Source organism: Puniceicoccus vermicola, from assembly GCF_014230055.1.
GTDB lineage: Bacteria > Verrucomicrobiota > Verrucomicrobiia > Opitutales > Puniceicoccaceae > Puniceicoccus > Puniceicoccus vermicola.
In genome coordinates, this window is sequence record NZ_JACHVA010000069.1 from 17,815 (window position 1) to 31,028 (window position 13,214).

At 53.8% G+C, this 13,214-nt stretch carries 8 protein-coding genes and 1 tRNA gene; 3 read left to right on the forward strand and 6 right to left on the reverse strand.

What is annotated here, in order from left to right:
- Positions 1 to 30: 30 nt before the first annotated feature.
- Entirely contained in the window at positions 31 to 1,308 is a 1,278-nt protein-coding gene (locus H5P30_RS07795; protein WP_185692396.1) for an efflux RND transporter periplasmic adaptor subunit, read from the reverse strand.
- The gene (locus H5P30_RS07800; RefSeq protein WP_185692397.1) at positions 1,305 to 2,792 is read right to left on the reverse strand and encodes a TolC family protein; all 1,488 of its coding nucleotides are present in this window, start codon (positions 2,790 to 2,792) and stop codon (positions 1,305 to 1,307) included. The genes H5P30_RS07795 and H5P30_RS07800 overlap by 4 nt, the downstream gene beginning before the upstream one ends.
- Before the next feature lie 113 nt (positions 2,793 to 2,905).
- On the opposite strand from H5P30_RS07800, the gene H5P30_RS07805 reads away from it, so the two are divergent.
- On the forward strand, positions 2,906 to 5,479 hold the full coding sequence (locus tag H5P30_RS07805) for a DUF4838 domain-containing protein (RefSeq protein WP_185692398.1): 2,574 nt from the start codon (positions 2,906 to 2,908) through the stop codon (positions 5,477 to 5,479).
- Between the two features lie 19 nt (positions 5,480 to 5,498).
- Here H5P30_RS07805 and H5P30_RS07810 read toward each other — a convergent pair.
- From H5P30_RS07810 to H5P30_RS07820, 3 genes are all read right to left on the reverse strand, one after another.
- Positions 5,499 to 5,573 (reverse strand) — tRNA-Arg (locus H5P30_RS07810).
- Positions 5,574 to 5,692: 119 nt separating this feature from the next.
- Positions 5,693 to 6,886 (reverse strand): SHD1 domain-containing protein, encoded by a 1,194-nt coding sequence (locus H5P30_RS07815; protein ID WP_185692399.1) that lies wholly within the window; start codon positions 6,884 to 6,886, stop codon positions 5,693 to 5,695.
- A 458-nt stretch (positions 6,887 to 7,344) separates the two neighbouring features.
- Positions 7,345 to 7,617, reverse strand: coding sequence for a hypothetical protein (locus H5P30_RS07820; protein ID WP_185692400.1), 273 nt, complete (start codon positions 7,615 to 7,617; stop codon positions 7,345 to 7,347).
- A gap of 55 nt (positions 7,618 to 7,672) precedes the next feature.
- Between H5P30_RS07820 and panB the strand changes: the two genes are divergently transcribed.
- The gene (panB, locus tag H5P30_RS07825) at positions 7,673 to 8,446 is read left to right on the forward strand and encodes a 3-methyl-2-oxobutanoate hydroxymethyltransferase (protein WP_185692401.1); all 774 of its coding nucleotides are present in this window, start codon (positions 7,673 to 7,675) and stop codon (positions 8,444 to 8,446) included.
- On the forward strand, positions 8,443 to 9,441 hold the full coding sequence (locus tag H5P30_RS07830) for an NAD(P)H-dependent glycerol-3-phosphate dehydrogenase (RefSeq protein ID WP_185692402.1): 999 nt from the start codon (positions 8,443 to 8,445) through the stop codon (positions 9,439 to 9,441). The genes panB and H5P30_RS07830 overlap by 4 nt, the downstream gene beginning before the upstream one ends.
- 5 nt (positions 9,442 to 9,446) lie before the next feature.
- Here H5P30_RS07830 and H5P30_RS07835 read toward each other — a convergent pair whose 3' ends face one another.
- Entirely contained in the window at positions 9,447 to 12,947 is a 3,501-nt protein-coding gene (locus tag H5P30_RS07835) for an ATP-binding protein (RefSeq protein ID WP_185692403.1), read from the reverse strand.
- Positions 12,948 to 13,214 lie beyond the last annotated feature (267 nt).

Here is a 13,214-nt window from a genome sequence, read left to right on the forward strand (position 1 = left end):
GGACTCGCTGGCGGTAGGTTTCCGTTAGGATCAAGACTGAGTGCCTTGGCTGGAATCCGCGGATGAAGAAGAAGAGTCAGAAGAGGAGGAGGACCCGGAGGACGAATCGGAACCGCTCGAAGAAGTTGAGCTTTGAGAAGAGCTGGCGGAGGAGTTACTGGAGCTCGAGGAGGAGTCACTGGAGTCGGAAGACGACGATTTAAAAAGGGTGGTCTTGACCTTCGCGCCTTTCTTCACCTTCTGAATTCCTTCAACGATGACGGTATCGCCCGTTTTGAGGCCCGAGGTGACGACTACGTTGCTACCGGATGTTTCCCCGAGCTTAACCGGCACCGAGGCGACGGTGTCATCGCTATTAACGGTGTAAACGCTGGACATTCCCTGGGTTTCGACGATGGCCCGCTGGGGGATCTTGATGATATCCTTAAGGGTATTGATCTTGATCCTGACCATGGCGTATTGGCCCGGGCGGAGAATGCTGTTCGGGTTGGCAAAGAGAACGTAGACACCAATCGTGCCGGTGCCGGAGTCGATCTGACGGTTAATGAACTGGAAACGTCCCTTGTGTTTGTAAATGGATCCATCCGCCATCACCAGTTCAATGTCCTCTGGACGCTCGGAGAGGGGAATCTTGACCAGTTCTTGCAGACGCTCGGCGCGGCTCATGTAAGCGCGTTCAGGAATGTAGAAAACCGCTTGAATGGGATCGAGGTTGGACATCGTCGCCAAGACTTGAGTGGGGCCAACCAGATCCCCGATATCGGTCGAGGCTTTTCCGACGATCCCTGCGATAGGAGCGTAAATTTTGCAGTAGCTGAGATTCAGCTTTGCCTGATTCAAAGCCGCCTTGGAAGCGGCGACCTGAGCTTTGACCGCGTCCCGTTCCTGGACTGCGTTATCAAGCTGCTTCTGACTGATGGCGTCGGCCTTGATCAGCTCCTGGTCGCGTTGGACCGTAAGCTCGGCTTTCACCAAATTGGCCTCTTGGACCTCGACGTTCGCCTTTGCTTGCTGGACATCGATTTCGTAAGTCGAAGGATCGATGGTGAAGAGGAGATCGTCCTTCTTTACGAGAGCACCGTCCTCGTACTCCTGAGTGAGAAGGTAGCCCTGGATCTTCGGTTTGATTTTCGTGTTAACGGGACCCTGCAGAGTTGCCACGATTTCGCGATAGACGGGAAGGTCGGTCTCGCTCGCGGAGATAACCTCAACGGTTGGCGGAGTGCTGGCTTGCTGCGGCTTCTTCTCTTTGCACCCCGGCAAAAGGGCGAGTGAGAAAAGAAAGAGTGGAAGGATGCGAAGGTTCATTTTTGCTTCGAGGATTCGTTCTTCTGTGAAGGAAGGGGAGGCGGTGCCGGTGAGTCGTTGATTGGGCCGGCTTCGAAATTGCCTCCCAACGCAAGGTAAAGATCGACGCGGTTCGTGAGAATGGAACCGCGGGAGGTGATGAGGTTCGACTGGGATTGGAGCGATTGACGTTGGACCACCAAGTAACTGGTCATGTCAGTTTCCCCTTCCTTGTATCGGATTTCAGCAACCTTGGCAGCCTTTTGGAGATTGTCAGATGCGATCCCCAGCTGCTTGACCTGCTCTTCCAGCGACGATTCAAGCGAAAGGGTGTCCTCGACTTCCTGAAAAGCGTCGAGAGCTGTCTGCTTATATTGGGCCACTGCCACCATTTGTTGCGCTTCGGCTTGCAGGAACTGGTTCTTGCGGAGTCCGGCGTCAAAGAGCGGCTGGAAGAGGTTGATCCCCAAGTTGGTCAGCATGGAGGAGGCATCGAAAAGATCGCCAAAATTCTCAGCGCTCGATTGATAGCTGGCGGTGAGCGAGAACTGGGGGAGTCGCGCCGCGGCGGCGGATTTGGTGAAGTAGAAGGCGGAGGATACGTTGCGGTCAGCAGCGATCAGGTCCGGGCGGCGTTGGAGTAGGCTCGAGGGAAGCCCGGCCGGAACCGGGGGGAGATCGATGGAGAGAGAATCCGCAAGCGAAAGATCGGCGGAGGGATAGCGGCCGAGGAGGATTTCCAGGCTGCGAATCGAAGACCGGGTTGAGTAGAGGGCCTGTAGGGCGGATTGACGGGCATTGGCGACATCGGCTTGGGCGGAGTAGACGTCCTGCGCCGAAACCTCCCCCGCATTGAAGCGGGCTGTGGCAATCCGGAGAGCTTCTTCAAAATTCGAGACAAACTGATTCGCCAGCTCATACTGAAGCTTGTTGGTCACGGCTTGGAACCAACCCTTGGTGACCTGCGCAGCGAGGCTCTGGCGGGCGAAAGCATAGTCTGCCGCAGTCGCCGATGCGGCGAAGGCAGCGCTTTTGGACGCATCGGAAACGCGCCGCCAAACATCGAGTTCCCAGCTCAGGGCAAGTCCGACGCCTAGAGTCGTCTGATTTTTCTCATACTGGAGGAGTTCATCCTGCTGAGTGAGTTCGAAACGGTGGGTCTGCTGCGCGCCAGCCTGAAGGTCGAGCTCAGGGAAGAGGGCCGCGTTGGCCTGGCGGGCTTCTGCGATAGCGGCGGAAAGGGAGGCTGCGGTTGCGGCAAGGTTGGGGTTGGCTTCCTGAGCTTCATTGACCAAGTCGATCAGGACCGGATCGTTGAAAGCGGAAAGCCAATCGTCGGGGACTTCGCCGGTATCTTTGCTCGAATCCCAGCTTTCGGTCGGAGCTAGCTCGCCCATCTCCTTCTGAGGGTCGGGCTGAGGGATCGAGCAACCTACTGCAATGAGCAGGAAAATTATTCCTCCGAGTAAGGTCAGAGGTGTACGAAAAGCAGTATCGGAACGCATTTAAAGACTTCGCCGAGAATCGAGTTAGCGAAACTGGAGCTTCAAAGTGGTCTATTCCACTGGCAAGCTTTTTTAGGTTTATTTCAGAATTCTTTAACTAGTTCCGGTTCTTTATGATCCGAAACCGTTGTCTGAGCTACGTTTCATTGCTTTTCCCCGATCTTCTCCTTTTCTGGAGTCCAGTGTTATCGTCACGGAAAGGAAAAAGCCTAAGAATCCTCGGAGGAGTCTGCCTCTTGGTGATTTCAGCAGGGGTCTCGGGACTCGGGGCGGGGCCGCATCGGTTCCCGGCGAAACAGGAATTTCCCGGTTTTTTCTCCATCTTCTCTCCGAAAAGCCCTGAAACGGTAATTCTTCTGCCCCTTGTCGCTTCTGAACGACTGGAGGAAGCCGTCGAAGAATTTCAGGATCGGGTCTATGAAATGGGAGGTCCTTGGATCCGATCGACTCGGGATGATCGCGATTTGACCGGCTTTTCTGTGATTCAATTCAGGCGGAGTGTGGACCGAGCCCCAATGACTTCACCCAACGGCGAAGAGGGTAGCTTTCGTATCAAGGTCGGGAGAAAGAATCTCACGATCGAAGCCTTGGACGACATTGGATGGGAATTCGGTCTCTACACTCTCTTGGATGAATTCGGGGGAGTGCGCTGGTATTGGCCGGGAGAGGAGGGGACCTATACGCCGAAACGGGATCGATGGAAGGTTCCTTACGGAAGCTATGATTATGCGCCGGCATACGTTTCCCGGCAGTTGACGGGGCTTCATAGCCGTGAGGAGAAGCTTTGGGGCCGACACAACCGACTTCACGCCACCTTTTCGTTTATGCACAATCTTTGGCGAATCTTTGACCGGGAGTTCTTTCTGGAGCATCCCGAAGCCCTCGCCGTCGATTGGGATCCGGCTGATCCACCTCCGCCGGGAGACCGTTTCTGGCGAACTCAACCCGATCTAAGCTCCCCCGTCGTTATCGAGGCTGCGGCGGAAGCTGCCCGGGAAGCATTTCGTGAGGATCCTTCGCTGGTTTCCTTTGCCCTCGGTACTAACGATAATACCGATTTTGGCGATAGCCCAGGCATCCGGGAATGGACGCGTCCGATGAGCTATTTCCGCGATCTGCCTGATTATTCCGATTTGGTTTTCCAGTTTATGAACCGGGTTGCGGATCAGGTCTCGCCGGAATTTCCCGACCGTTATCTTGGATGCCTCGCCTACATGTGGAGTGAGAATGTCCCCAGTTTCCCGGTGAGATCGACCGTATTGCCCTATCTTACGGCCGACCGCAGCCATGGATACGATGTGGATTTTACCGAAGAGGATCGGGAACTCGTTCAAAAGTGGACCGAGGCCGGCCCGCGAATCATTGGAGTCTACGACTATATTCATGGAGCCCCTCATCCCTTCCCCAGAAGGGCCAATCTCCTCATCGGGCAACGGATTCGCGATATGCACGAAGCTGGAGTGAAGGCCTATCGGGGTGAAATCTCTCCCATTTGGCCTTTTCATGGCGAGGTCCCGTGGATGGTGGCGCGCATGCTTTGGAACCCGGATTTGAAGCCCGGGGAACTCGAGCGGGAATTTTGGACCGATTTCTTCGGACCGGCCGCAGAAACCATGGGGGCCTTTTACGATCGTGCCCGCGATGCTTGGATGACCCAGGAAGGCTCGGCGGTCTGGATCAAATATTTCTATGATGAGGGTGGCGTTGACGTGTTCACGGATGAGGACCTCGAGGAGATGACCGGTCTTCTGGAAACGGCCTTGGCTGAGGTGGGCGATGGATTGTACCGGGACAGGGTTCAATCGGTTTGGGATACGTGGCAACTCACGCTGGCCGCTGCCCAGTTTCAGAACGCTCGCCGTCAGCTCGTCCTCACTCAGGAACTCTCTGGTGCGATACCTTTTTATGAAATGCTGATGGCACGGAAATGGTGGGATGTGATTTCGACCAAGGTTTCGCGGCATCCCTGGTCCCGTCAGGCATCCCGTAGCCGACTGACTTTTTCGGATCCCAGCTATCATGCCGCTCGCAATTTGCTCGTGGGAGCTGAGCCCGAAAACCGAAAGATCCTCGCCGATCAAATCGAGATGGAGGCCCATCGATTGAATGACGGCCTTGCCTTTTCCATGTTTCATTTCGCGGAGTTGGCCACGGACAGCGAAAAGAAAGAGATCATCCTGCAAGGACCGATTCGCGAATCGGCCGGGGAGATCCGAATCACTGGGCCGGAGCCTTGGGAGCGGGCGCTGGATCCTCCGTGGCAGTTGAAGCTCAGCCCTTCCGGGCGGGTATCGATTGACTATGTCTCTACCGGTGATGCGGTGTCCCTTCGGATTGAGGATGCCTACGCGGCCGGGCTCAAATTTGAGTTCCCTTTAATCGCGCCAAGGGTCGATAACCTTACTGAATTCTACGAAGCGGAAATCAATTTATCCGCGCAGATATCGTTGGGAAACCGGACTGAAGTAAAGTTCCAGTGGTTGGATGACGAGGGAAAATCCCTGGGATCGACGCGTGCGATTCGCCTCCCGACCCATGGCAATCCCTATCCGTTACGTCTCAGTGTTCTCGGGGTTCCCGCAAAGGGAGCGGTGCGAGGGGTGCTAGTCATTTCGACAGTTCGCCAGGAGGAGGGAGATTGGCTTTCCTTGTCCTCGATCGAAATCGTCCGATTCCCTTTGCGGTAGAAAACTGCGAAGGGCGGTGTGGTACTCCCGCTGGGATTCGAACCCAGATCTACGGCTCCGGAGGCCGTTGCTCTATCCATTGAACTACGGGAGCAGAAACGGAGAACTTAGGACGGTTTCTGAATCGCTGACAAGTGGAAAAGGGGCTGCCTCGCGATTCAGCGAAAAATCGATACGGAGGAGAAGGACTTTCGAGGCCCGATTCCGAAACGATTACGGATGCGACAGATGGCTTTTCTCCGGAAAAGAAAGATCTTCGATTGTCGCTCCCGAACGCGAATAGACTTCGGCAACACATTGATCGCCAATGGAGAAAGTGACGACTGCCGTCCGCCAATCGAGATCCTCCAGTTCCTTATCGAGAGCGAAGACCGCTGGATACCATTCGTCTTCTTCGGCAATTTTTGCAACCTTCACATACTCGCGATTTCCAATGTGGACCATCGACGGGATCTTTCGCTGCCCAACCTTTCGGTTGTCTTTGTCATACAAGTAGAGGTGGATCTTTACTTCGGAAAAAGGCACGGCGTCCTCAACTTTCACGCGGGTCTCAATGCAATCGCGTCCATGACGCCAATCCTCATTGAACCACATCGAGTCGTCCCATTTGGACTTTTTGACCTTGTCGATGACGAGGGTATAATCTCCAACGGGGCCGCGAGGACCCGGAGAATCTTCCGTGGGACGACCGTCCCAAGCTGGAAAAAGTTTTTTCTTTTCGTCGAAAGCGAACGGTTCGAAGCTTGATTTCGGGTCAGTCTCGGCCGACATTCCGTCCGGGCCTGAAAAAACGATAAGAACCGTCTTCCAGTCCCGTTCGACCAAAAACTTCGAAAGAGGAAAATAGTATTCATATCGCTCGCCTTGAGTGAGCTTTTTTACGGGATCGGCATACTCATTCGTTTTTACCTCATATCGGGCAGAGCGTGGATATTTCTGAATCAAGATGTCGTCTCGATCATAGAAATAGGCACAAACATTGCCTTGGATTTGGTTCCGGTCGCCTTCATATTCGACGATGACCTCAATGGCTTCAATTTCCTGTTCCCAACCTTCTTCGGTTTTAATGTAACCGGACATTCGCGATTCACGAACACCACGAATGTCATAGGATTCGGAATTCTGCGGTTTCCTCCAATCAATGGCTTCCTGCAGGCTCTTCTTCTTCAGATCTTCAATGAATTCACGGTCAGCTTCGGAGAGTTGATCCAGCCCAATAGAAAAGCGGAATCCATCACTGCGGCGTATTTCAATCGAATCTCCATCAATGCTGAGCAGACTCGCTTGAATCTCTCGCCCGTCGGCGCTGGTCCATGTCCTGATCTCATCAGAAGCATCTGCCCAGGAAGGGCTGAGAACGCTCAAAAGAAGAGCCAGGGCAGGCATCAACAGTCGATCCAAACTCATTATGCGAAGATCTTCTTTGGTTTCGGCCTCGCGACGAGTCTCTTTCTCCTCAATTGGGGGAATCCCTCATGAAAATTTCAAGAGGCAAGACCTTATCAATGGGAGGCGGATCGAATGGGCGAAGGGTGAATGGCACTAGATTCAGGGTTTTAGCGGGGAAATTTTGATATTGGCGACTTTTGAAGAGGAACCCCTCCACCGTCTGGCGACGGTCCCCCTCCCCTGTAGCAGGGGAGGAGTCTTTCTGTAATTTTCTGACTCCCCTCCCTACGAGTAGGAGGGGGGACCCCGACTATGTCGGGGGTGGGGAGGTTCCCATTCCATACAACCCCTTAAACTAGTGTCATTCGGACGGAGGAGGTTAAGGCCCTGTCATATTATCTACAAACAAGCTTCGTAAAACGGCTTAAACTAATGGCCTTCTGGCCCAAGGGTGGGGCCCCGTTTCCTTCAGCAGTTCAGAAAAGTGAAAGGCCGAAAGCGCTTTCGTAGACCACCCAACCCAGGAAAACCAGAAAGATCAGGGCAACGCCGATCTTGAAAAAACGTCGTTTCCTGCGGCTCAAACGGTCCCGGAAGCCGGAGAATTCTTTTCCTTCCCGCGTGGACCGGGCGAGATGTCGCCCAAAAGAGATCCCAAATCCTTTTCCTGCCCCGATAAAAGGACGGTAGGACTGGGCCCGCTGACGACGGAAATAGCGCCAACGATAAAACTTGCGGAAAAAAAACATGTTGAAGGTCTTCTCGGAAACGGTGAGCCTATTCTTTTTATAGAAAAGGGTTCGAGTGAAAATAACGACCAAAACAATTCGTGAACTCAAGGGGGATCGACCGATATCCGCGGTCACTGCCTATGATTTTCCGACGACTGTTTACGCGGACGAAGCTGGCATCGATCTGATCCTGGTTGGAGATTCTGTCGGCACGACGGTCCTGGGCTATTCAACGACCGTACCCGTTACCCTCGAGATGATGGAACACCATGCAGCAGCCGTCTTGCGTGCGGTCCCCGATGCCTTGGTCGTAGTCGATCTACCTTTTGCCGAAGCCTCGCTCGAGCGGGAGCACGTGCTCCGGGCTTCCCGCCGGTTTCTACAGATGGGTGCCGGAGCCGTAAAACTTGAGGGCGGGGTCGCCCAGCAGGATCTTCGATCTTACCTTGTCGATGCCGGTATCCCGGTTCTCGGACATATTGGACTTCTCCCACAGCGGATTCAGGTCGAGGGGGCCTATCGAAAATACGGCCGGAGTGAGGCGGAAGCGGAACAGATTCTCGCGGACGCAGAATCCGTTGAAGCCTCGGGTTGTTTCGCCTGCATTGGCGAGATGATCGACCCCATTCTTTCCGGTGAGATTCGAGATCGCCTCTCGATCCCCTTAATCGGCATTGGTTGCGGGCCGGAGTGTGACGGGCAGATTCTGGTCAGCCACGACATGCTGGGTCTCGGCACCGAAAAAGTGCCCAGCTTTGTCAAAGTTTATGCGGAGCTTGGCCCGCAGATTCGTCGTTCCTTCGAAGCTTACCGCGAGGACGTTCTTGAAAACCGTTTCCCATCATGAATTTTGCCGTTCTTGGAGCTGGTGCTTGGGGCACCGCACTCGCGCTACACCTCGATCGCTGCGGTCACACGGTGACCTTGGTTTCCCGCCGGTTGGAGCATGCCGCCGAAATGGCCTCTTCCCGGGAGAATAAGGACTATCTTCCAGGGGCTAAGATTCCACCGTCGCTTCAACTGGGCCATGAGATCATGCCAGCCCTAATGGAAGCGGATGCGGTGATTCTCGCTTGCCCGGCAAAGGCCCTAAGGAATCTCTGTGAGGAAATTGCCTCGATGCGCGAATCCTCATGGGGGATCTCGGCGGTGATCGCCGTCTGCAAAGGGCTGGACCCTCAGTCGCTGGATCTACCGGTTGAAGTCCTCAAAGAAGTTCTCCCTCATTATCCCGCTGGAGTTTTGAGCGGTCCGACACACGCGGGCGGTTTAGCGGAGGGGTTGCCCTCTGCCGCGGTATTGGCCTTTGCCGAAGATTCGCAGTGGATTCGTGACCTTCAAGGGGCATTCAGTAACGATGCGTTTCGCCTCTATTTTTCGGACGATCCCATTGGGGTTTCCCTTGCGGGGAGCCTGAAGAATATTTTCGCGATCGCCTGTGGTTGCTGTGATGGTCTCGGTCTGGGCGACAATGCCAAAGCTGCGCTGCTCACCCGGAGTCTCGCTGAAATGGTTGAAATCGGAACCACCCTGGGCGGAAAACGCGAAACCTTCTCTGGTTTAAGCGGAGTCGGCGATCTCGTGGCCACAAGTTATGGTCCGTGGAGCCGAAATCGCACATTTGGCGAGAATCTGGCCAAAGGGAAATTGGTCGAGGATCAGCTTAAAGATCGGAAGACGGTGGTCGAAGGGGCTCTTTCAGTGCGATGGTACCGAGAACGCTGCCGGAAGATGGAGATCAGCACTCCGATTCTCGATGAGGTCTATTCACTGGTCTACGAAGAAAAAGATCCGAGTCACGCTCTCCGCGATTTGATGTCGCGGCAGTTGAAGTCCGAATAGTGGGATTATTGCTTCTTCGACTCCCGCCACCGTTCTAGAACGGACCGGAGGACGATGTTGCGAGCTGGCTTGGCGATGTAGTCATCCATCCCCGCTGCTAGGCAAAGATCCCGATCTCCCTTGAGAGCGTTGGCCGTGAGAGCGATGATGTAGGGTGGGCTGACTGGCTCGCCGTCCATGTTCTTACTCGTTTCTGCATAGGCAGCCCGGATTCGGCGGGTTGCTTCGTATCCGTCGACTTCGGGCATCTGACAATCCATGAAAATGATTGGATAGTGAAGATTCTGCCAAGCTGCGACTGCCTCTTGCCCGTTGGAGACCGTATCGGCGGAAATACCAATCTTCTCCAGCTGCATGGTTATGACTTTGCGGTTGATCGCATTGTCCTCAGCTACGAGTACACGGGCAGGCGTCTCGAGTTCCCTTTCATTCGGCACAATTTCTTCCTCGGGAGCCACATCCGCAGCAATGATTGTCTTTTCCCCAAGGGCACCGGCGAGCGCGTCATAAATACGCGAAGGAGAGAGAGGTTTTCTCAGAACTTCATCAATCTTGGCCTCTCGCAGCTGGTGTGGAAGAAGGGTCAGACCGATCGGTTTCAGGAAAATGGTCGCGGGTCGGCTCGAAACCTCTTCCAGGGCGTTGGCAACCTCCTTGGCGGTGGAGAGAGGATCTTCTGTGCGAAGGCTCGAATCTACGAGTAGAAGGTCGAATGACTGGCGACGCAGGTTGAGCCTGGCCTCTTCCACGGTAAATACGGTCGTCGTCTCGATGTTCCAACGCTGGAGTTGGCTTTGAACAATTTCGGCGGCATTGGAACTCTGGAAAACTAGGAGGCAAGTCCGTCCGTCAAAGATCTCACTGGCCGGAAGGCCTTGCCGGGAATCCGCATCATGGGGGACCTCGATTAGACCAATGCGGAATGAGAATTTTGTTCCTTCCCCCAATTTGCTTTCGACCTTGAGCTTTCCGCCCATGGTTTCGACCAGACGCTGAGAGATGGAGAGCCCGAGCCCCGTTCCTCCGTACTTCCGCGCCGTGGAGCCGTCGGCCTGAACGAATGGCCTAAAGATGCGAGTGCACTGCTCCTCGGTCATCCCGACACCCGTGTCCGAGATCTCGAAGAGTAGGTACAGCTTACCCCGTGCTCGTTCGATTGCCTTAATTTTCAGGATGATTTCCCCGTTCTCAGTGAATTTAATCGAATTCCCGAGAAGATTTGTGATGATTTGCCGGATCCGCCCGGAATCCCCCATCAACTCAACTGGCTTTTCCAGTTCGATCCAAGGAAGGATCTCATTTCCCCGCCGGGCGGCTACGGGTAAAAGCAGCTCCACGGTCGTATTGACCAGTTCGCCCAGCGAAAAGCGTTCGTTCTCCAGTTGAACCTTGCCCGCTTCAATTTTTGAGAAATCAAGGATGTCATCAATGATACTAAGGAGAGCATCGGCGCTTTCACGAATAACTTCCACGCAGTCACTCTGATCAGGGCTCAGAGAAGTTTCTTGAAGGATTGAAGTCATGCCGATTACCCCGTTCATGGGGGTCCGGATCTCATGGCTCATATTGGCGAGGAACTCACTCTTCAATCGATTGGCCTCTTCCGCTTTTTCCTGCATCGAAATAATCTCAAGTTCCCGTTGGACATCGAGAGTGACGTCGCTCGTGAACATCATGATCCCACCAATCGATCCGTCGGGCTCGTGCCAGGGACGCACCTCCCACCGCAGGTATTGGTCATGATCCCAGCCCGGAGGACGCCAGCGGTCTCGGTTACAGTATTCGACCTTTCCCTCAAGGCATCGATTGTGAATCTCCTTCCACTCATCACTGATGTTGGGAAAGATCTCGTAGTGAGAGATTCCGAGAATCGGACGGTCTTCCAGTCGGTAATCTTTCAACCAATATCGACTCGCAGCGATGTAGCGCAATTGGGGGTCAAACATGGCCACCGCAGCTGGAGCGTGGGCCACAAATGATTTTAGGCGGGCCTGATTCCGGGCCAGTTCCCAGCGAGCCTCTTCCACTTCCTTCAAACGACGACGGCCGACCTGAAGACTGTGGATGAGAAAGGAGAAGAGGATCGAAGTAATAATTCCCCCGGCTAAAAAGATATTTTGAAGACGGTTCCGAGTTTCCAATGACCGTGGATCCGCAGTGACAATCCAGGAGAAACGGTTGGTCAATCTTCGAACAGAAACCGCATTATGACCGAAGTCCATTGAGCCGATTTCGCTAGTGGGCGCCAGAGTGATCGACATGTTGGCGGAGTTTTTCCCTAACTGCCCGCGAAACTCATCAAGAGTACCAAATGCCAAATTCTCCCAATCAATAATGGCAAATAGGTGGATCTCCCGCGAATCGGCATCCCCCGGCGTTCCTTCGTAGATACTCAAGGCGATTTTATGAGGGGAGACGTTTCCGGGAATGCTTTGAATGGTTAGGGTCTCAGAAGGATCCCACGTCATCGCGTTTTTCTTCATCCATTCGTCAAAAACGGTATTTGATTCGGGATAAGCCCAGTTGATGTTCAGAGCCCTGTCTTGAACGGCGATGAAGTTCAACGAAGGAAAATCTTCAAGGTAGTGTGCGGCATCCTTCGCCCAACGCTCATACTCGTCGGCTTGAGAGAGCGAAACCCGTTCTCCCATTCGGGAGAGAGCGTTCTCAAGCTCATCAAGACGGGCAGACAATAATTTTGTCATGGAGTCAGTCGCTCCGCTAGCGACTTTAATGCGACCCTGCTCCGAATTCGTTGATATAGCGAAATAGATGGTGAAAATTGCAAAAGTCGTGGAGCAGAGAACGGGAAACCAGAGCCAACGCGAGGAATCCACAAAACTAGCGATACCGCAGCGAAGTTGAAGTGTGATCAGGCCAGTGGAGAGTAGGAAAAAGCCAAGAGCGGTGTGAAGAGACATCGCGGTTAGCTGTTCACCGAACCAGATCGTTGGTTGGATATCGACGGCGTAGGAAATCAGCACGGAGCTCGATATTCCGGCGACCATCCCGGAAATCAGAATGACCAGAATCCCCGAGTTGGTCTTCAAGGATTGGAGGGAATAGAAAAGGACGGCGACGCCGATTGATAGAAAGAACCACCCACTCAGGATCGACATTCTTCCGGGGGCGTCGGATCCATATTCGATGAACGGTCTACCGAAAAGTGAATCGATCCCGAACTGAATCGGAAAAGCATGTTGCAGCAAATTGAGTCCTGCCCAAAAAATCAAAAGGATCGAAGCGAGCCTAGCTACTCGGATTGATTTCGCAGGCCCTCGAATCGAGGAGGCTAAAACGGCGATAGAGAGGAAGAGGAACCCGATCGCCGTCGTTGACGGCATCGGTGCCAGACCCGGGCCGATCTGGACGATCAGAGAGCTTTTAATCTGCCAACCAACCAGAACGATGAAAGACGCAATAATTCCAGCTACAGAAACGGCGAGAGAATAGGGGCATCGCTTCGTTGAAACCTCTGCTGAGTTTCTCTTTTCCTGTTCGGACATTTAGAATGGGGGGTGCGTGAGTGCCGGATCGATGCTTGAATCACCAAAAGAGTAGGGACGGAAAACCCTTTTTGTTGGTAATTTAGAAGAAACTTGCGCCGCAATGCACTCATATTCGCACCTCGTTTACAGCGAAGGCTTGCTTGGATGACGGGAATGCCCAGCCGAACTGCAAACGTGCTTTTAACGTGATCCCCCCCTCTAAATCGGGCCTGCCGAAGGTAGCAGATCCTATTATGTGCCCAGCGTTTTAAAATGACGCTGGGA

Bases quoted from the DNA above. Each gene is read 5' to 3' on its own strand.
- H5P30_RS07795 (WP_185692396.1), bottom strand. From the start codon at position 1,308: ATGAACCTTCGCATCCTTCCACTCTTTCTTTTCTCACTCGCCCTTTTG.
- H5P30_RS07800 (WP_185692397.1), bottom strand. From the start codon at position 2,792: ATGCGTTCCGATACTGCTTTTCGTACACCTCTGACCTTACTCGGAGGA.
- H5P30_RS07805 (WP_185692398.1), top strand. From the start codon at position 2,906: ATGATCCGAAACCGTTGTCTGAGCTACGTTTCATTGCTTTTCCCCGAT.
- H5P30_RS07815 (WP_185692399.1), bottom strand. From the start codon at position 6,886: ATGAGTTTGGATCGACTGTTGATGCCTGCCCTGGCTCTTCTTTTGAGC.
- H5P30_RS07820 (WP_185692400.1), bottom strand. From the start codon at position 7,617: ATGTTTTTTTTCCGCAAGTTTTATCGTTGGCGCTATTTCCGTCGTCAG.
- H5P30_RS07830 (WP_185692402.1), top strand. From the start codon at position 8,443: ATGAATTTTGCCGTTCTTGGAGCTGGTGCTTGGGGCACCGCACTCGCG.
- H5P30_RS07835 (WP_185692403.1), bottom strand. From the start codon at position 12,947: ATGTCCGAACAGGAAAAGAGAAACTCAGCAGAGGTTTCAACGAAGCGA.